The organism is Falsigemmobacter faecalis (assembly GCF_003863335.1).
Lineage (GTDB): Bacteria > Pseudomonadota > Alphaproteobacteria > Rhodobacterales > Rhodobacteraceae > Wagnerdoeblera > Wagnerdoeblera faecalis.
This window is the reverse complement of record NZ_RRAZ01000017.1, coordinates 1-18,151: the sequence shown is the minus strand read 5'-3', so window position 1 is coordinate 18,151 and position 18,151 is coordinate 1. Positions and strand designations below refer to the sequence as shown.

Here is an 18,151-nt window from a genome sequence, read left to right as displayed (position 1 = left end):
TCAGCAAAGTGGCAGCCCGTAGGGGAGTCGAACCCCTCTTTTCAGGTTGAAAACCTGACGTCCTAACCGATAGACGAACGGGCCACTTTTGCGTCTTCAGATCACTCTGAAGCTATGGTGCGGCATCTCATCCGCGCTCAGAACTGGCAGCCCGTAGGGGAGTCGAACCCCTCTTTTCAGGTTGAAAACCTGACGTCCTAACCGATAGACGAACGGGCCAGCTGCTCTGTGAGGCGGTTTCTACGGAGAACGCCGGTCCCCCGCAAGAGGAAAAATCACGAAATGTGAAATTTTTCCAAAGGCTTGTCAGTGGCTTGAGAAGGGTGGGGGGAATACGAAAAAACCCGCCTGAGGGGCGGGTTCGGACGGATCTGAGAAAGAATTGGCTGGGGTACTAGGATTCGAACCTAGGAATGTCGGTACCAAAAACCGATGCCTTACCACTTGGCGATACCCCAACCGGGAGGCCTTTTATAGAGGCCATATTTCCACTCTGCAACGGGTGCAGAGAAGAAAGTTGGCTGGGGTACTAGGATTCGAACCTAGGAATGTCGGTACCAAAAACCGATGCCTTACCACTTGGCGATACCCCAACCGTGAAGCGTTTAAACCGTCGCTCCGTCGGTGTGAGGGGTGTTTAGCCAAGGCTCAGACTGGCCGCAAGAGGGAAATTCCCATAACTTCGCGTTGCTTGCGGAAATTCTTTCTGACATCTGCGAAGCCTTCAGCAAAATAAGGCCTGTGACATGGATAAGCGCGATGTGGTGATTTTGGGTGCGGGCGCGGCGGGCCTCTTTGCGGGGATTGAGGCGGCGCGGCGGGGCCGTTCGGTGCTGGTGATCGACCATGCGGCGAAAGCGGCGGGCAAGATCCGCATCTCCGGGGGCGGGCGGTGTAACTTCACCAATCTCGGGATCGCGCCCGACCGCTATCTCTCTGATAACCCGCGCTTTGCCCGCTCGGCGCTGAGCCGCTACACCCAGCACGACTTTATTGCGCGGATGCAGGGCTGGGGCATTGCGTACCACGAAAAGACGCTGGGACAGCTCTTTTGTGACGGCAAGGCGGATCAGGTGATTGACGCGCTGCTGCGCGATCTGAGTGCCGCCGGGGGGGAGCTGGCCTGCGGGGTCTCGGTCACGGATGTCTCGCATAACGGGCGCTATATTATAGCGACCTCGCGCGGCGTGGTCTCGGCAGAGAGCCTGGTGGTGGCGACCGGCGGGCGCTCGATCCCGAAGATGGGGGCCACGGGCATCGGCTATGATCTGGCGCGGCAGTTCGGGCTGCGCATGGTGGCGACGCGGGCGGGGCTGGTGCCGCTGACCTTCTCGGATGCTTTGCGCGAAGAGATGGCCTCGCTGGCGGGGCTTTCTGTTGAGGCGGTGGTCAGCAGTGGCAAAGCCGCCTTCCGGGAGGGGCTTCTCTTTACGCACCGCGGGCTTTCGGGGCCGTCGATCCTGCAGATCTCCAGCTACTGGCGGGAGGGAGAGAGCATCCGGGTGGATTTCATGCCCGGCCAGGACGCGGCCGCGAAGATTGCCGAAGTCAAACGCAGCGCCGGCGGGCAGATCACCGGCAATGCGCTGGCAAAGCTGTTTCCGGCGCGGCTGGCGAGCCAGCTTGCGGCCTGGGCGGGCACCACGGGGCGCATCGCCGATCTGAAGGGCACCGATCTGCAGCGGCTGGCCCAGACGCTTGGCGGTTTTGAGATCAGCCCCATGGGCACTGAGGGCTACCGCACCGCGGAAGTGACGCTCGGCGGGGTGGATACCCGCGATCTGGACGCGAAGACCATGGAGGCGCGCGGCCAGCCGGGACTTTATTTCATCGGCGAGGTGGTGGATGTGACCGGCTGGCTTGGTGGCTATAACTTCCAGTGGGCCTGGTCTTCGGGCTGGGCTGCGGGGCAGGTGGTGTAAGGGCCGTCCTGCACTCGGGTGCTCTCCTGACATCTGCCTGAGGGCGCGTCAGGGGCTGCCGTGGGGAGCGGGTTGCTCCTCCGGCAGGCCGCGCCTGGCTTTTTTTCTGCCAGGAAGCGATGGGGTCTGCATTCTCTTCAAGAACCGGCAGGGCACTATACGATCTCTTTGAATTTTTGCGTAAAGCCTGCGGTATCGCGCTTTGTGCCGCCGCCGTGAGCCTTGCAACCCGGGCCGCCGCAGAACCCTGCCATCAACCAGTCCGGATTGAGCAGCCCCGGGGCGCTGCCGTCGGCATCGGTTTCACCTGGTTCTTTGGTGCCAATGCGCAGGGGCCGGCCAGTGGTCTTAAACTGCTGTCGTCGCGCCACGACGACCAAACTTCGGTGAGCCTTGGTCTTGATGATACTCTGGCGACCGGCAGCGGGCGTCCGACTGTTGGGGTCGCAGGCAGCGGTGGTCAGACCTTTGGTGGCTTTGAGAGCCGCGCAGGTTGGGGCCGCTTCGCGATGGGGAGCGGTGTGGCCAATACCCGCGCCGCTAAAAAGAGCGTCAATAATTACATCGACGGATCGCTGACCTCTGCCGGGGTTGGGGAAGGTGTGGACGGCAGGGGCCAGGTCTTTTCAATTGGGGGCCGTTCAATTTCCGGCGAGACAGCGCGGCTTTTCGCGATCGGGATTTGCTGCGCACTTTCCACCCCGGCGGTGCATCGCTATGCTACGGACAAATTTCAATCCGGCCACTTCAGGGTGTGTCGCGGAAAGGTCGGGCAAACCGGCTGAGGGGGCAGACGATGGCAGGGCGCAATGCGCGTGCGTGGATTCTTGCGGCCAGCGCTCTGGTCGTGCTCAGCGGCTGTCTGGATGGCGCGTCTTCGACGGATGGCGCCCCGGTCTCATCCGGTGGCACCACCCGTGTGGTTGAACGCGACACCGAGGCTCCGGATGTCTTTCAGAAGTCCGATATGGGCCTTTGGGATGGCCGCCCCTCGCTGGGCGGGGTCTGGGTCGCCTATCCGGGCGTGAAAGATCCTGAGCGGGTGATCATCCGCAATCCGGTCAATGGCAAATTCGTGATCGGCGCGCTGTTCCGGCGCGAACGCGAGATGCCGGGGCCGAAGCTGCAGGTCTCATCGGATGCCGCCGCCGCGCTTGAGATGCTGGCAGGTGCGCCGGTGAAACTCGACGTTACCGCTTTGCGCCGCGAAGATGCCCCGGTGGAGGTGGCCCCCGCAGCCCCGGTCCTCGATCAGGCGGAGACCATCGCCACTGAAACGCTGCCCGCCGCTGCGGCACCCGTTGCAGCAATTGCCCCTGTGACGCCGAAAGCGCGTCCTGCTGCGGCGGCCGCTTCGGCCCCGGCAGCCCCCGCGCGTCCGGTGGCTGCTGCTGCTCAGGGTCGCCACCTTGTGCAGATCGGCATCTTCAGCGTTGAGGCAAATGCCCGCAGTGCGGTCTCGCAGCTTGGCAAAGCCGGCGTGAAAGCCGAAGTTCGCCAGGAAAGCAGCCAGGGCAAAACCTTCTGGCGCGTGACGGCGGGTCCGGCGGATGCCGCGGGCCGCGATGCGCTGCTCGGCAAGGTGAAAGCCGCCGGCTTTAAAGACGCCTATTTCGTCTCGCGCTGAGCGCGGGACGTTTCAAGTTTCGGTCCAAGTACCCAAGGAGCCTGCCATGAAACCCCTCCGCCTGATCCCCGCTCTGGTGCCTGCGGTCGCGGCAGCGCTTCTTGCCAGCACCGCTTTTGGCTTTGAGACCCGCGCCAAAGCGGCCTGGGTCTATGATATGACCACCGGCTCGGTCCTGCTGGAGAAAGACGCGCATCGCGCGCTGCCCCCGGCCTCGATGTCGAAACTGATGACGCTTTATATCCTCTTTGAGGCCGTGCGCGATGGCCGCATCTCGATGGACACCGAGTTCTCGGTCTCCAGCAAGGCCCGCGCCATGGGCGGCTCGACCATGTTCCTCAATGAGCAGGACCGCCCCACGGTTGAAGATCTGATCCGCGGGATCATCGTGAACTCCGGCAATGACGCCTGTGTGGTGGTGGCCGAAGGTCTGGCGGGCAGCGAAGAGGCGTTCTCCAGACTGGCGACCGAGCGGGCGCGGGCGCTGGGCATGGGGGATACGACCCTGGCGAATGCCTCCGGCTGGCCGCATCCTGAGCATCGGATGTCGATGAGCGATCTGGGGATCCTCGCGCAGCATCTGATTGAGGATTTCCCGGAATATTACCCGATCTTCTCAGAGACCCACTTCAATTATAAAGACCGCGCCCCGGCGAATGCGCGCAACCGCAATCCGCTTCTCAGCCTTGGGGTTGGCGCGGATGGCCTGAAAACCGGCCATACTGCGGAAGCGGGTTACAGCCTTGTGGGTTCGGTCAAACAGGGCGACCGCCGTCTGATCTTCGTGATCTCGGGCCTTGATACCGAGGTGGCCCGCGCGGAGGAAAGCGAGCGGATCACCAACTGGGCCTTCCGTCAGTTCAGCCTGCGCACCATCGCCAATGAAAAGACCCGTGTGGCCGAGGCCCCGGTCTTCCTGGGTGAAGCCTCCAGCGTGGGTCTGATCGCGGCTGAGAATGTTCAGGTTCTGGTCCCGGCCACCCCCGGCAAGGGCGTCACCGCCCGTGTGGAATGGCAGGGCCCGCTTCATGCACCGCTGAAGGCGGGGGACCAGGTCGGGGAGCTGATCGTCTCGGTGCCGGATATGCCCGATCTGCGCAGCCCGGTGCTGGTCGAGAATGACGTGCCGAAAGCCGGTTTCCTGAACCGTCTGACCACCGCGGTCTCCGTGCTGGGCGGCCGGGCCGCCTCTAAACTGGTGTTCTGAGCGTGCTGACACCGGGTAAGGGGCTGTTCATCAGCTTTGAAGGCATTGACGGATCAGGGAAATCCACACAGGCACGTCTGCTGGCCGAGACCCTGCGGGGCGAGGGCCATGAGGTCGTGCTGACCCGCGAGCCGGGTGGAAGCCCCGGTGCCGAAGAGATCCGCCGTCTGGTTCTGGAGGGCGATGCCGATCGCTGGTCGCCAGAGACAGAGCTTCTCCTTTTCACCGCCGCGCGCCGCGATCATCTGGAGCGCACGATCCGCCCGGCGCTGGCGCGGGGGGCTTTGGTGATCTGCGACCGCTATGTTGATTCGACCCGCGTCTATCAGGGCGTCACCCGCGGTGATCTGCGCGCGGCCGTGGATGCGCTTCACGCGCTGATGATCGGCCAGGACCCGGATCTGACGCTGCTGATCGACATTGACCCTGCTGAGGGTCTGGCCCGCGCCCGGGCCCGTGCCGGAGGCGAGCAGCGGTTTGAGGATATGGGCCTTGCGATGCAGGCCCGGATGCGGGACGCGTTTCTGGATCTGGCCGCAGCCGCGCCCGACCGATTCCGCCGGATTGAAGGCGCGGGCGGGACGGCCGATGTGGCAGGCCGCGTGCGCGCCGCGCTGTCCTGACGTCTTGGCAGCGGGCCGGGGACTGCCCATATTGGGGGAAACCGGCGGCCCCCTGCCGCCCTGACGGAGTGCTTCTATGTCCTGGTTCATCCGCAAACCCGCTGAACTGCTGTCGCCTTCGGAGACGCTGCCGGGGCGCTCTGCGCCGCTGCGCACCTCTGCGCAGCATCTGCTGTTCGGTGTGGATCAAAAGGCCGAAGCGCCCGGGGGCATGGAAGAGGCTTTCTTCGCCATGGGCTGTTTCTGGGGGGTGGAGCGGCTGTTCTGGCAGCAGCCCGGCGTCTGGCTGACGGCGGCGGGCTATCAGGGCGGTGTGACGCTGAACCCGACCTATGAAGAGGTCTGCTCGGGGCTGACCAATCACACCGAATCTGTGCGGGTGGTCTGGGACCCGGCGCAGATCAGCTTTGCGGCGCTGCTGAAGATCTTCTGGGAAAGCCACAATCCGACCCAGGGGTTCCGCCAGGGCAATGACACCGGCACCCAGTACCGCTCGGCGCTCTATGTCACCACGCCCGGGCAACTGGAGGCGGCTGAGGCCAGCCGCGCGCTTTATCAGCATCGCCTGATGCGGGCCGGCCAGGGCTTTGTGACCACCGAGATCGCCATGGCGCCGGAGTTCTACTACGCCGAAGACTATCACCAGCAGTATCTGGCGAAGAACCCCGATGGCTATTGCGGGCTCAAAGGCACCGGTGTCAGCTGCCCGATCGCGCCGCCCGCAGCCCCTGCGGCCTGACGCCCGAACAGCCGCCCCGGCCTTGACCACCGGGGCGGCCCGGGGCAAACCCGCAGCCAAAGGGGCGGCTTTCTGACAGGCCGGCCATGTTTCAGTTCAGGATCTGACCGATGCCCAGCTATTCCGCGATCACCTCGCTTGACGGCAAAGAGGCGGCCGATGCCCTCGCCGCCGCTCTGGAGAAACTGACGCCCGAGCCCTATGGCGTCGGCGTCTTTGAGATCGAGGACGGCTCCGAGTTGTGGGAGGTCGGTGCCTATTTCACCGAAGCCCCGAATGAGCTGGTCCTCGACATCATCGCCACCGCCTTTGGCGCGAAGGGCATGATCGTCTCGGAGATCCCGGAGATCGACTGGGTCGCCAAAGTGCGCCGCGATCTGGCCCCGGTCGAAGCGGGCCGCTTCTTCCTTTTTGGCAGCCATGACATTGATAAAGTGCCCGCAAGCGGCGTGATCCCGCTGCAGATTGAGGCGACGGTGGCCTTTGGCACCGGCCATCACGGCACCACGCTGGGCTGCCTGAAGGCGGTGGACCGTCTGGGCGCTGCAGGGCTTGAGGTGAAAAACGTGGCCGATATCGGCTCGGGCACCGGGGTTCTGGCGCTGGCGGCGGCGCGGCTCTGGCCGGAAGCGCAGATCATCGCCTCGGATATCGATCAGGTGGCGGTTGATGTCGCCATCGCCAATGCGGAGATCAATGGGCTTGCGGACCGCGTGCCCTGTGTTGAGGCGGCGGGCTTTGATCACCGCGATCTGAAGGCGCGCGCGCCCTATGATCTGATCTTTGCAAATATCCTCAAAGGCCCGCTGGTGCAGCTGGCACCGGATATGGCGAAACATGCGGCCACCGGGGGTCACCTGATTCTTTCAGGGCTTCTGACCGTGCAGTCCGAGTCTATTCTGGATGCCTATGTGGCCCAGGGCTTCAGCCTGAAAGAGCATACGCAGATCGGCGAATGGAGCACCCTGGTGCTGCTGCGCGGCTGAGGCATAGCCAAAGAAGACAAAAAACCGCCGGGAGACCGGCGGTTTTTTCATATCCGGACCTGTCGCAGGCTGCGCAGGACCCGGAAAAGGTAAAGGCCGCACCGGAGTCCCGGCGCGGCCTGTCCCTCTCAGACGCTGCGGGCGGCAGGGCCGCCGCAAAGATCAGCGCAGGTGGGCGGAGATATTTTCCAGATCGCCCCGGCACAGACCGATATCATCCAGTTCACGATCCGACAGGCGTGCCAGCGCTTTGCGGGTCACGCGCAGATCGTTCCACTGAAGGAGACGCTCGGTCACGGAGCGGAAGAAAGAACTCAGCCCGCCCCCGATGGATCCCTGCATCGGGCGGGTGGTTTCGAAAGCGGCCATGGTTGAACATCCTTTTCATAAACTGCCTGATCCACAGGCTTCTCATTCGATGACTGCCAGATATTCATGCTGCATGTGCAAAACAACTCCCCGATTTCACATGACCGGCTTGCGTTTTCTGCATGGCTGTGAGTGACGCCACGTCCTTAAAATTAAGGTGATTGAAAAGATCGCAGGCGGCGCGGAAAACAGCAGGGAATTTCGCTGCGTTGCAGAAATTTTGGGCAGGGCGGCTAAGGGCTGGAGAATGTTCATGTTTCGTGCCAGACTGGCCAAAACAAGGATCAGGCAGGCATGCGTGTTTTAGGTATCGACCCCGGATTGCGGAACCTCGGCTGGGGGGTGATTGATGTGGCGGGCAGCCGTCTGACCCATGTCGCCAATGGCGTCTGCCATTCAGAGCCGGGGGATCTGGCGCCGCGGCTTTTGTCGCTGCACAGCCAGCTGACCGAGGTGCTGCGGCTTTATCAGCCCGATGCGGCGGCGGTGGAGCAGACCTTTGTGAACAAAGACGCGGTTTCGACCCTGAAGCTCGGGCAGGCGCGCGGCATTGCGCTGCTGGTTCCGGCCCAGGCCGGGTTGACGGTCGGCGAATATGCCCCGAACGCCATTAAGAAATGCGTGGTGGGTGTGGGGCATGCGGCCAAGCAGCAGGTCGATCACATGGTGCGTTTTCAGTTTCCAGGCGCTGTGATCGCGGGGCCGGATGCGGCGGATGCGCTTGCGATTGCGATCTGTCATGCGCATCATCTGCAATCCTCTGACCGCCTGCTGGCGGCGGTGAAACGTGCGGAAGGGCAAAGGGCTGCGGGATGATCGGGAAGCTTTCGGGTCTCATTGACTGGAAGGGGGATGGCCATGTCATCCTCGATGTGCGCGGCGTGGGCTATGAGGTGATGGTGTCGGACCGCACGCTGGCGCAGCTGCCGCCCGTGGGGCAGGCGGCGGCGCTTTATACCGAGATGATCGTGCGGGAAGATCTGCTGCAGCTGATCGGTTTTCCGACGCTGATTGACCGTGAGTGGCACCGGCTTTTGACCACCGTGCAGGGTGTGGGAGCGAAGGCGGCGCTGGCGATCCTCGGCACCCTCGGGCCGGAGGGCACGGCGCGGGCGATTGCGCTGGGCGATACCAAGGCGCTGACGGCGGCCCCGGGGATTGGTGCGAAGATCGCGCAGCGCGTGGTGCTGGAGCTGAAGAGCAAAGCCCCGATGCTGATGGCCAGGGGCGGGGCCATGGGGGCTGAGGCGGATTTCGACGCCGAGGTCATTGAGGCCGAGGCGGCCTCTGCGCCCAAACCCTCTGCCAGGCGCCGGGCGGCGGCGGCTGCGGTGGTGGCGCCTTCTGCGGCGGCGAGTGCCGATGCGCTGTCGGCGCTTTTGAACCTTGGCTATGCCCAGGGGGATGCGGCGGCGGCGGTGGCGCAGGCGGCGGGGGAGACGGAGGGCCTTGAGACCTCAGGGCTGATCCGCGCGGCGCTGAAGCTGTTGCAGCCGCAGCGCTGAGGGCTTGTCGCGGGCCGCCGCGCTGACCATATCTCTCTGAAATCTCAGCGGGGTTCAGCAAATGCAGGGATATGCAAAGACAGCCGTCCTGATGGCAGGGATGACGGCGCTGTTCATGGGGATCGGCGCGATGATCGGCGGCGGCGGCGGCGCGGTGATTGCGCTGGGCTTTGCGGCGGTGACCAATCTGCTGGCCTGGTGGAACTCGGACAAGGCGGTGCTGTCGATGACCGGCGCGCGGGAGGTGGACAGCCGCTCCTCGCCCTATCTGGTGCAGATGGTGCATCAGATGGCCGACCGGGCCGGGATGCCGCCGCCGAAGGTCTATGTGATTGAGGCCGACCAGCCCAATGCCTTTGCCACGGGGCGCAATCCCGACAATGCGGCTGTGGCGGCGACCACGGGGCTTTTGCGCAGCATGTCGCAGGAGGAGATCGCGGCGGTTATGGCGCATGAGCTTGCGCATATCAAAAGCCGCGACACGCTGATTATGTCGGTCACCGCCACCATGGCAGGGGCGATTTCCATGCTGGCCAATTTTGCCTTTCTCTTTGGCGGCAGCAACCGCGACCGGCCACTGGGCGCGGTAGGGACGATTGTGATGATGATCGTGGCCCCGATGGCGGCGGCGGTGGTGCAGATGGCGATCTCGCGGTCACGCGAATATGAGGCGGACCGGATCGGCGCAGAGATCTGCGGCAATCCTTTGTGGCTGGCCTCGGCGCTGCGGCGGCTGGAGGGGCTGTCGGCGCGGATCGACAATCCTGCGGCCGAGCGCAATCCGGCTCTGGCGCATATGTTCATCATCAACCCGCTGCATGCCCATGCGCGCGATAAGCTGTTCTCCACGCATCCCTCAACCGCCAATCGGGTGGCGGCGCTTGAAGCCATGGCCGGGCCTGCGGGCGGGCTCTCCGTGCCCGCGCCGCGGCCGGCTGCGACGGGTCCCTTTGCGTCAGGGGGGCAGCAGGGGCGCGGCGGGCAGGGTGGCGGGACCTCGTCGGTTCCGCGGGCCGGGCGGCGGCGGCGCTGAGGGGCGGGCGCCGGGGCTCTGCCCCGGACCCCGGAGTATTTTGAAAAAGCCAAAGCCAAGTGAGGGCTTGCGAAAGGGGCTGCGTTCAGGGATTGTTCCGCTATGACCCAGCCTGATCCCGCCCTGCGCCCCGAGCGCCTTTCTGACGATAATGACCGCGCGCTGCGTCCGGAGCGGCTGGAGGATTTCACCGGGCAGGCCGAAGCGCGGGCGAACCTGCGGGTGTTTATCGAATCGGCCCGGATGCGCGGCGCGGCGATGGATCACACGCTGTTTCACGGGCCTCCCGGTCTGGGCAAGACCACTCTGGCGCAGATCATGGCGCGGGAACTGGGCGTCGGCTTTCGGATGACCTCTGGTCCGGTGCTGGCGAAGGCGGGGGATCTGGCGGCCATTCTGACCAATCTGGAGCCGCGCGATGTGTTGTTCATCGATGAGATCCACCGGTTGAGCCCGGTGGTGGAAGAAGTGCTTTATCCGGCGATGGAGGATTTTGCGCTGGATCTGGTGATCGGGGAGGGGCCTGCGGCGCGGACGGTGCGGATTGATCTGCAGCCCTTTACTCTGGTGGGGGCGACCACGCGGCTGGGGCTTTTGACCACGCCTTTGCGCGACCGCTTTGGGATTCCGACGCGGCTGCAGTTTTATACCATTGAAGAGCTGAACCTGATTGTCGGGCGCGGCGCGCGGCTTTTGGGGGTGCCGGCCGAGCCGGAGGGCACGCTGGAGATCGCGCGGCGGGCGCGGGGCACGCCGCGGATTGCGGGGCGGCTGTTGCGCCGGGTGGTCGATTTCGCCCTGGTGGAGGGGGATGGCACGATCACCCGGGAGCTTGCGGACAATGCGCTGACGCGGCTTGGGGTCGATGATCTGGGGCTTGATGGGGCGGACCGGCGTTACATTCTTTTGCTGGCCGAGAATTATGGCGGCGGGCCGGTCGGGGTGGAGACCATTGCGGCGGCGCTTTCGGAAAGCCGGGATGCGATTGAGGAAGTGATTGAGCCGTTTTTGCTGCAGCAGGGGCTGATCCAGCGCACGCCGCGCGGGCGGATGCTCGCCTCAAAGGCCTGGCGTCATATCGGGATCGCGCCGCCTCGGCAGCCGCCGCAGTCTGATCTTTTTGGCTGAGCGGTCAGGGGCCTGAGGGGCGTTCTTAACGTCCGGGCTGAAGATTGCAAAAAGCCCCGCTGCGGCGGGGCTTTTCTTATGCCTCCGGGCGGGCGGCTTTTTCACTGATGCCGGAGGTGCCTTCGCGCTTTTCGAGCACCGCATAGACATCGGCCAGGGTCACATCGCGGGCGGCGAGCATGACCAGGAGGTGATAGAGCACATCCGCCGCCTCGGAGGCGAGTTTCGCGCGGTCGTTTTTCACCGCCTCGATGATCGCCTCAACGGCTTCTTCGCCGAATTTCTCGGCGCATTTCTCCGGGCCTTTGGCGAGGAGCTTGGCGGTCCAGCTGGAGGTGGGGTCGGCGCCCTTGCGCGATTGGATGGTGGCTTCGAGCCTTGCGAGCAGATCAGACATCAGAGCCTCACATTGATCCCGGCGGCGGCCATATGGGCCTTGGCTTCGGCGATGGTATAGGTGCCGAAGTGGAAGATGGAGGCCGCAAGCACGGCGCTGGCGTGGCCTTCGGTTACGCCTTCGACGAGGTGATCCAGCGTGCCGACGCCGCCGGAGGCGATCACCGGGATGGAGACGGCATCGGCAATCGCGCGGGTCAGCGGCAGGTTATAGCCGCCGCGGGTGCCGTCGCGGTCCATAGAGGTGAGAAGGATCTCGCCCGCGCCTTTGGCGGTCATCCTGACGGCGAATTCCACCGCATCGATGCCGGTCTCTTTGCGCCCGCCGTGGGTGAAAATCTCCCAGCGGCCCGGGGCCACGGTTTTGGCGTCGATGGCGACCACGATGCACTGGCTGCCAAAGCGGTCGGCGGCCTCGGAGACGACATCGGGATTGGCGACGGCGGCCGAATTGAAGCTGACCTTATCGGCCCCCGCCAGCAGCAGGTTGCGCACATCATGATGGCTGCGCACGCCGCCCCCGACCGTCAGCGGCATAAAGCACTGCTCGGCGGTGCGGGTGACCAGATCGAACATGGTGCCGCGGTTTTCATGGGTGGCGTGAATGTCGAGAAAGCACAGCTCATCCGCGCCGGCCGCGTCATAGGCGCGGGCGGCTTCGACCGGATCACCGGCATCGACAAGATCGACGAAATTGACGCCCTTGACGACCCGGCCATCGGCCACATCGAGACAGGGAATGATGCGCGTCTTCAGCATATGGGGCTCCTTTGCCTGGGGCCTTCATAGCCCCGGATGCGCAAAGGGGAAAGACAGCGCGTCAGCTTCGTGGCAGGCTGGAGCGAGGATCAGACGGGGGCGGCCATGGTGAGATATTCTGTTTATCCGGCGATGATCGTATTGCTGGCCGGTTGCGGAGCGCAGGTGGCGGGGCCGGGCGCTGCGCCCCCGGGCGCGGTGAGCCGCGTTCAGGCGGTGGCGGCGGAATGCCGTCTGCTGGAGGAAGCGCAGCGGCGTATGGTGGCGGCGAGCGGGCGTGCGCCGGGGGATATTCTGACGGGCTGTCCGGGCCATGAGAGCGCGCGCGATGAGATGCCTTTGAAGGCCCAGACGGCGGCGCTGCGGCGGGCCAATGCGGCGCAGGTGCCGGCGGTGGTGCGGGGGCTGGGGCTGCAGGGGCCGCGGATTTACCGCCGGATGATCACCCGCGGCGTGCCGGAGGGGATCGCGCAGCAACTCGCGGCCTCGGATCTGATGGCAGAGGCGGCGCGGCGGTGAGGATTCTGCATGAAGATTGTGGTATTAAAATACCACAATCGTTAAGTCATTGATTTACAACAAAACTATTATGTTTTGCGCGCTTGACGCAGGCGGGGGGCTGGGGCATTAAACAGCATCCTTAAACACGAAGGCTTTGGCTTTCGTTGCAAGCACAGGTCACACCATGAAAACCTTCTCCGCTACCCCCGCGGATATCGAGAAGAAGTGGATCCTGATCGACGCCGAAGGCGTTGTTCTGGGCCGCCTCGCCACGATCGTCGCTCAGATTCTGCGCGGCAAGAACAAGCCGACGTTCACCCCCCATATGGACATGGGTGACAACGTCATCATCATCAATGCTGACAAGATCCAGATGACCGGTAACAAGCGCGACGACAAGCGCTACTACTGGCACACCGGCCACCCGGGCGGCATCAAGTTCCGCACCGCTCGCCAGATTCTGGAAGGCGCACATCCCGAGCGCGTCGTGACCAAAGCTGTTGAGCGTATGATCTCGCGCAACACGCTGGGCCGTCAGCAGATGACCAACCTGCGCGTTTACGCAGGCGCTGAGCATCCGCACGTCGCACAAAACCCGGAAGTCCTGGACGTTAAAGTCCTGAACCCGAAAAACACCCGGAGCGCGTAATCATGTCGGATATCAAATCGCTTGACGACCTGAAAGCCGCCGTCGCCGGCACCTCGGCTGCTGTTGTGGAAGAAGCTCCCCGTGAGCCCGTCCGTGACTCGCTGAACCGCTCCTATGCAACCGGCAAGCGTAAAGACGCTGTCGCTCGCGTCTGGGTGAAACCGGGTTCGGGTAAAGTCATCGTCAACGGCAAAGACCAGTCGGCTTACTTCGCCCGTCCGGTTCTGCAGATGATCCTGAAGCAGCCCTTCGAAGTTGCAAACGTCGTCGGCCAGTTCGACGTCTATGCAACCGTGAAAGGTGGCGGTCTTTCGGGTCAGGCCGGCGCTGTAAAGCACGGCATCTCGAAAGCTCTGCAACTGTTTGAACCGTCGCTGCGTGGCGCTCTGAAAGCCGCTGGCTTCCTGACCCGCGACAGCCGCGTCGTTGAGCGTAAGAAATACGGTAAAGCAAAAGCCCGCCGTTCGTTCCAGTTCTCGAAGCGTTGATTTTATCCCTTCGGGGATTTGGAAAGGCCCGCCGGAGGCGGGCCTTTTTGTCGTTTCAGGGCAGGGCGGTGACGCGGTAGGTCGCAAGGGCCTCGCGGCGCATGTCGGCTTCGGTTTTGTCGGGAAAGAGATGCCAGCCAGGCGCGCGGATCGGCGAGACCGGCCCCACCCGCACCCGGATCACATGGTGGATGATGAAGAGCCCCTGGGTCAGACGTTCGAGCCGCGCGTTCAGGGCGGCGAACTCCGGCTCATTCGGTGCGATCAGACTGGCAGTGCCTTCCAGCTTTTCGCCGCGCTGGCGGAAAATATCGATCATGCTGACGCAGACTTTGGGGTTCTGCCGGATATTGGCCACGCTGCGCGGCGAGGCGATGTCCGCGATCAGCACCTCATCGGGGGTGGTGCGCAGAAAGATCTCTTTGGGAGAGACATTCGGCTGGCCCGTGGCATCGGCCGTCGCCAGCCAGCACAGCACGACATGATCGGCTTCGGCGCTCATCTGTGACCCTCCCCTGTCTCAGGGGTTCAGGATCAGATGCGCCAGGGCGTTTGTCGAGAATTTCCTCAATATTTATTGCCTCGGCGGGAGCCACCGCCAGCCTGCGGTGTTTCTGTTGCAGGAATGCTCCGGCACGGGGCTAAAGTGTCACTATTTGGGCAGTTTCCTTGACCTTCCGCTCTCGTCTTTGCGACTTTCCGCTCATCGAGCCAAAATCCGGGACAACCAGGATGTTTTCATTTCACAGTAAGACGGGTGCATCAGATTTTCTTGGCCTGCGGCGGGGTCGCTCGGGCGAGGCAGAAATTGTTTATGACGACGGCGCAGCGCGTCGCATGGTCTGGAGAGTGACCTCTGCAGGCTGCGACGAATCTTCGCTGCGCGACGCGATGGAGCGGGCGGTGTCGTGTCCGCGGGTGGTTGCGGCTTTATTTGCTGAACTCAGCACGCGGGCGATCACTCTGGAGGTTGTGAGCCACTGAGTCGCAGGCTCTTTTAAACCTCCGCGCCCTGTGCGAGATGCATGGATCCACCCAGTCCGAGACTGACTTTGCCGGGGAGCACGGATGAGCTTACAGGGTCTGAAACGCCGGCGCGCCCGGTCTGACGCGTCGAGCGGGCTGATGCTGGTCAGCCCGCCTGCCATTTATGCAGTTATTCTGCTGGCGGCACCTCTGGTGCTGCTGCTGCTGTATTCCTTCCTGACCGATGGTTATCTGTCGATCATCTGGGAATTCACGCTGTGTAACTATGTCGGCGAATGCGCCTCCATGCAGCAGAATGCCGATGGCACGCTGACGCCGACCACGCCCTATCTGGGCGCCTGGTCAGACCCGGTGGTGCGCGCCGTCATGCTGCGCTCGCTGGGGATTGCCGTGGCGGTGACGGTGGCGACCGTGGTTCTGGCCTTTCCGGTGGCCTATTTCGTCAGCTTCTACGTGAAGCCTGGGCGCAAAAGCATGTGGCTTTTCCTGATCACCATTCCGTTCTGGACCTCTTATCTGATCCGGGTCTTCCTGTGGAAAGTGATCCTTGGCTACAATGGCGTGCTGAACTCAGGGCTGCTGGGGCTTGGCCTCATTGAGGAGCCGCTGACCTTCATTCTTTACAACGCCAATGCGGTGGTGATCACGCTCGCGCATGCCTATGCGCCCTTCGCGATCCTGCCGATCTTTGTAGCGCTGGAGAAGATTGACCGCTCGCTGCTGGAGGCCGGGCAGGATCTGGGCGAAAGCCGTCTGATGACCTTCTGGCGGGTGACCCTGCCGCTGGCCATGCCGGGCGTGGTGGCGGCCGTGCTGATCGTCTTTATCCCGGTGATCGGCGATTACGTCACGCCGCAGCAGGTGGGCGGACCCGAGGGTCGGATGGTCGCCAATATGATCTATCTGCAATATCTGCGGCTGGATAACTATCCGGCAGGCTCGGCCATTGCGGTTTCGGCCATGGTGCTGGTGACCTCGGTTTCGCTGCTGTTCCTCTTCCTCAACCGCCGCTTCCTGAAAGGATCGAAAGGATGAAGGCCGCCCGTCTCTTCAAGGGCTACGCGCTGGCCTATCTGGTCTTTCTCTACGCCCCGATCATCCTGCTGCCGCTGTTTGCCTTTAACGACGGCACCATCATCGCGTTTCCGCTGCAGGGCTTCACCACCAAGTGGTTTGAGGCGATGTGGAACAATGTCACCCTGCTGAAGGCGGTGAAGAACTCGCTGATCATCTCCTGCTCTTCGGCGGTGCTGGCGACCTGTCTGGGGATCTTCGCGGCGCGGGCGGCAACGCGCTATAAGTTCCCGGCCAAGGGGGCAATCATGGGGCTGGTCATGCTGCCCCTGGTGCTGCCTGAGATCATTGTCGCGGTCTCGCTTTTTGGCGTGCTGCTGGGATTGGGTATTCCGCTGACCATCTGGACGGTGATCCTTGGTCATGTGCTGATCTGCACGCCTTATACGATTGCGATCCTGAATTCCTCGTTTCAGTCGCTCGATCAATCGCTGGAAGAGGCCGCGATCGATCTGGGTGAGACGCAGTGGTCCACTTTCCGGCTGATCATCCTGCCGCTGGTGGCGCCGGGGATCATCTCCTCGCTGCTGATCTCTTTCACCATCAGCCTTGATGAATTCATCATCGCCTTCTTCCTTGCGGGGACCGAGCCGACGCTGCCGGTCTATATCTTCTCGCAATTCCGTTTCCCGGCCAAAGTGCCGGAGATCATGGCACTGGGGACCATCCTTGTGCTGCTCTCGGTCACTCTGCTGGCCATCGCTGAATATTTCCGTCGCCGTGGCATTGCCAAATCCGGCGGCAAGGACACCGGAGGCTTCCTGTGACGCAATCCATCCTGACCAAACCCGCTCCGGGTCTGATCCGCAAGCCGCTGATCGAGATGGAGGATCTGCAAAAGCATTATGGCGATTACCACGCGCTGCGCGGGATCACTGCCCGGATCGGCGAGGGAGAGTTCTTCTCGCTGCTCGGGCCTTCGGGCTGTGGCAAGACCACGCTTTTGCGCACCATCGCCGGGTTTGAAGAGCTGAACTCGGGCGTCTTGATGATCGACGGCCAGGATATGGACGGGGTTCCGGCCAATGCGCGGCCGACCAATATGGTCTTTCAGTCCTATGCCATCTTCCCGCATCTGAGCGTGGAGCAGAACGTGGGCTTTGGTCTGCGCAAAGATCCGCGCTCTTCCAAAGAGAAGGACTTCGCCGTTCAGGAAGCCCTGGAAATGGTGGGGCTGAAGGGTTTTGGCAAACGTGCCGCCCATGCGCTCTCGGGCGGTCAGCGCCAGCGGGTGGCGCTGGCGCGGGCGCTGATCCTGAAGCCGCGGGTGCTGCTTCTCGATGAGCCGATGTCGGCGCTCGACAAAAAGATGCGCGAGCAGATGCAGGTTGAGTTGATCAAGCTGCAGCGTCAGGTTGGCATCACCTTCATCCTGGTCACCCACGACCAGGAAGAGGCGCTGGTGATGTCAGACCGCATCGCCGTGATGTTTGAGGGCCAGATCGAGCAGCTTGATGATCCCGAAACCCTCTACCGTCTGCCGAAAACCCGGCGTGTGGCGGATTTCATCGGCACGATGAATTTTTTGCCCGCCACAATCCTGTCCCAGGATGATGCGGGCTTTGATCTCGACGTCGCAGGTCTTGGCCGTGTGCAGGTGCCCGCGCGTCAGGCCCCCGGCAGGCCGACGGGAGAGATCTCGGTGGGCTTTCGCCCCGAGACCCTGACCCTGATGTATGAAGGTCAGACCTCGAATGACCGTGAAGCGCCTGGCGTGATCGAGGAAGTCGTCTATTACGGCGATATGACCTATTATGACGTGAAACTCGACGGCGTGGCCAAGCCGGTGCGGCTGTCGATGCGCAACGTGCCGGGCCGTCAGGTGCTTGATCGCGGTGTGCGCACCCGGGTGGCATGGTCGCCCAATGCTCTGGTGCTTTTCCGCTAAGGGGTCGGAAAAAACTTCGAAAAAATGCGGGCAGGGCCATTGACGCCCCCGTCAGTTCCCCGTAGATATCCCCGCATAGCGCGGTTGTAGCTCAGTTGGTTAGAGTACCGGCCTGTCACGCCGGGGGTCGCGGGTTCGAGCCCCGTCAACCGCGCCACTTTCAAAAACCCTCAGGTTCGCCTGAGGGTTTTTTGCTGTTTGACCCGTGCCGGACAGGGTGCAAAATCCTGCGTCCTGCGTCCTGCGTCCTGCGTCCTGCGTCCTGCGTCC

Annotated in this window: 22 protein-coding genes and 5 tRNA genes; 19 read left to right on the top strand and 8 right to left on the bottom strand. The window is 63.2% G+C overall.

Annotation, left to right across the window (positions count from 1 at the left end; all coding sequences use genetic code 11):
• Positions 1-9 precede the first annotated feature (9 nt).
• From EG244_RS12485 to EG244_RS12470, 4 genes are all read right to left on the bottom strand, one after another.
• Positions 10-84: transfer RNA gene (locus tag EG244_RS12485), tRNA-Glu, on the bottom strand.
• 60 nt (positions 85-144) lie between these two features.
• Positions 145-219: transfer RNA gene (locus EG244_RS12480), tRNA-Glu, on the bottom strand.
• A gap of 164 nt (positions 220-383) precedes the next feature.
• Positions 384-458: transfer RNA gene (locus tag EG244_RS12475), tRNA-Gln, on the bottom strand.
• 60 nt (positions 459-518) lie between these two features.
• Positions 519-593, bottom strand: a tRNA-Gln gene (locus EG244_RS12470).
• Positions 594-746: 153 nt separating this feature from the next.
• Between EG244_RS12470 and EG244_RS12465 the strand changes: the two genes are divergently transcribed.
• The 7 genes from EG244_RS12465 (at position 747) to EG244_RS12435 (ending at position 7,104) form a co-directional block, all read left to right on the top strand.
• Positions 747-1,922 carry a BaiN/RdsA family NAD(P)/FAD-dependent oxidoreductase gene (locus EG244_RS12465; protein ID WP_124965325.1) on the top strand — a complete coding sequence of 392 codons (1,176 nt, stop codon included), beginning with the start codon at positions 747-749 and terminating at the stop codon, positions 1,920-1,922.
• A 215-nt stretch (positions 1,923-2,137) separates the two neighbouring features.
• Positions 2,138-2,707, top strand: a complete 570-nt coding sequence (locus EG244_RS12460; protein ID WP_124965324.1) for a hypothetical protein — start codon at positions 2,138-2,140, stop codon at positions 2,705-2,707.
• Between the two features lie 11 nt (positions 2,708-2,718).
• Complete coding sequence (locus EG244_RS12455; protein WP_124965323.1) at positions 2,719-3,549, top strand: SPOR domain-containing protein; 831 nt, start codon at positions 2,719-2,721, stop codon at positions 3,547-3,549.
• A 46-nt stretch (positions 3,550-3,595) separates the two neighbouring features.
• Positions 3,596-4,756, top strand: a complete 1,161-nt coding sequence (locus EG244_RS12450; RefSeq protein WP_124965322.1) for a D-alanyl-D-alanine carboxypeptidase family protein — start codon at positions 3,596-3,598, stop codon at positions 4,754-4,756.
• A gap of 5 nt (positions 4,757-4,761) precedes the next feature.
• A complete protein-coding gene (gene tmk, locus EG244_RS12445) occupies positions 4,762-5,379 on the top strand; it encodes a dTMP kinase (protein WP_124965410.1) in 618 nt (205 codons plus the stop codon).
• A gap of 76 nt (positions 5,380-5,455) precedes the next feature.
• Positions 5,456-6,118, top strand: a complete 663-nt coding sequence (gene msrA / locus EG244_RS12440) for a peptide-methionine (S)-S-oxide reductase MsrA (RefSeq protein ID WP_124965321.1) — start codon at positions 5,456-5,458, stop codon at positions 6,116-6,118.
• Positions 6,119-6,228: 110 nt separating this feature from the next.
• Positions 6,229-7,104, top strand: coding sequence for a 50S ribosomal protein L11 methyltransferase (locus tag EG244_RS12435; RefSeq protein ID WP_124965320.1), 876 nt, complete (start codon positions 6,229-6,231; stop codon positions 7,102-7,104).
• 162 nt (positions 7,105-7,266) lie between these two features.
• On the opposite strand, the gene EG244_RS12430 is transcribed toward EG244_RS12435, so the two are convergent.
• A complete protein-coding gene (locus EG244_RS12430) occupies positions 7,267-7,473 on the bottom strand; it encodes a DUF1127 domain-containing protein (RefSeq protein ID WP_124965319.1) in 207 nt (68 codons plus the stop codon).
• Positions 7,474-7,767: 294 nt separating this feature from the next.
• Between EG244_RS12430 and ruvC the strand changes: the two genes are divergently transcribed.
• From ruvC to ruvB, 4 genes are all read left to right on the top strand, one after another.
• Complete coding sequence (gene ruvC, locus EG244_RS12425; protein WP_124965318.1) at positions 7,768-8,289, top strand: crossover junction endodeoxyribonuclease RuvC; 522 nt, start codon at positions 7,768-7,770, stop codon at positions 8,287-8,289.
• Entirely contained in the window at positions 8,286-8,978 is a 693-nt protein-coding gene (gene ruvA, locus EG244_RS12420) for a Holliday junction branch migration protein RuvA (protein WP_124965317.1), read from the top strand. The genes ruvC and ruvA overlap by 4 nt, the downstream gene beginning before the upstream one ends.
• A 61-nt stretch (positions 8,979-9,039) precedes the next feature.
• Positions 9,040-10,011 carry a zinc metalloprotease HtpX gene (gene htpX / locus EG244_RS12415; protein WP_124965316.1) on the top strand — a complete coding sequence of 324 codons (972 nt, stop codon included), beginning with the start codon at positions 9,040-9,042 and terminating at the stop codon, positions 10,009-10,011.
• Between the two features lie 102 nt (positions 10,012-10,113).
• A complete protein-coding gene (ruvB, locus tag EG244_RS12410) occupies positions 10,114-11,139 on the top strand; it encodes a Holliday junction branch migration DNA helicase RuvB (protein WP_124965315.1) in 1,026 nt (341 codons plus the stop codon).
• A 76-nt stretch (positions 11,140-11,215) separates the two neighbouring features.
• On the opposite strand, the gene EG244_RS12405 is transcribed toward ruvB, so the two are convergent.
• Positions 11,216-11,536 carry a phosphoribosyl-ATP diphosphatase gene (locus tag EG244_RS12405; RefSeq protein WP_124965314.1) on the bottom strand — a complete coding sequence of 107 codons (321 nt, stop codon included), beginning with the start codon at positions 11,534-11,536 and terminating at the stop codon, positions 11,216-11,218.
• Positions 11,536-12,294, bottom strand: coding sequence for an imidazole glycerol phosphate synthase subunit HisF (gene hisF, locus EG244_RS12400; protein ID WP_124965313.1), 759 nt, complete (start codon positions 12,292-12,294; stop codon positions 11,536-11,538). Before hisF ends, EG244_RS12405 begins: the two co-directional genes overlap by 1 nt.
• A gap of 105 nt (positions 12,295-12,399) precedes the next feature.
• On the opposite strand from hisF, the gene EG244_RS21305 reads away from it, so the two are divergent.
• From EG244_RS21305 to rpsI, 3 genes are all read left to right on the top strand, one after another.
• Positions 12,400-12,813 carry a hypothetical protein gene (locus EG244_RS21305; RefSeq protein ID WP_124965312.1) on the top strand — a complete coding sequence of 138 codons (414 nt, stop codon included), beginning with the start codon at positions 12,400-12,402 and terminating at the stop codon, positions 12,811-12,813.
• Positions 12,814-12,979: 166 nt separating this feature from the next.
• Positions 12,980-13,444, top strand: a complete 465-nt coding sequence (gene rplM, locus EG244_RS12390; protein ID WP_124965311.1) for a 50S ribosomal protein L13 — start codon at positions 12,980-12,982, stop codon at positions 13,442-13,444.
• Positions 13,445-13,446: 2 nt separating this feature from the next.
• Entirely contained in the window at positions 13,447-13,932 is a 486-nt protein-coding gene (gene rpsI, locus EG244_RS12385; protein WP_124965310.1) for a 30S ribosomal protein S9, read from the top strand.
• Positions 13,933-13,987: 55 nt separating this feature from the next.
• Here the strand turns inward: rpsI and EG244_RS12380 are convergent, their stop codons facing one another.
• Entirely contained in the window at positions 13,988-14,434 is a 447-nt protein-coding gene (locus EG244_RS12380) for a pyridoxamine 5'-phosphate oxidase family protein (RefSeq protein ID WP_124965309.1), read from the bottom strand.
• 167 nt (positions 14,435-14,601) lie between these two features.
• Here EG244_RS12380 and EG244_RS12375 point away from each other — a divergent pair, with 167 nt between their 5' ends.
• The 5 genes from EG244_RS12375 to EG244_RS12355 all read left to right on the top strand — a co-directional run bounded on the left by EG244_RS12375 (position 14,602) and on the right by EG244_RS12355 (position 18,038).
• On the top strand, positions 14,602-14,916 hold the full coding sequence (locus tag EG244_RS12375) for a hypothetical protein (protein WP_148097631.1): 315 nt from the start codon (positions 14,602-14,604) through the stop codon (positions 14,914-14,916).
• A gap of 84 nt (positions 14,917-15,000) precedes the next feature.
• Positions 15,001-15,954, top strand: a complete 954-nt coding sequence (locus EG244_RS12370) for an ABC transporter permease (protein ID WP_124965307.1) — start codon at positions 15,001-15,003, stop codon at positions 15,952-15,954.
• Positions 15,951-16,760, top strand: a complete 810-nt coding sequence (locus tag EG244_RS12365; RefSeq protein WP_124965306.1) for an ABC transporter permease — start codon at positions 15,951-15,953, stop codon at positions 16,758-16,760. Before EG244_RS12370 ends, EG244_RS12365 begins: the two co-directional genes overlap by 4 nt.
• A 56-nt stretch (positions 16,761-16,816) precedes the next feature.
• Complete coding sequence (locus tag EG244_RS12360) at positions 16,817-17,881, top strand: ABC transporter ATP-binding protein (protein WP_124965409.1); 1,065 nt, start codon at positions 16,817-16,819, stop codon at positions 17,879-17,881.
• A gap of 80 nt (positions 17,882-17,961) precedes the next feature.
• Positions 17,962-18,038: transfer RNA gene (locus EG244_RS12355), tRNA-Asp, on the top strand.
• Positions 18,039-18,151 lie beyond the last annotated feature (113 nt).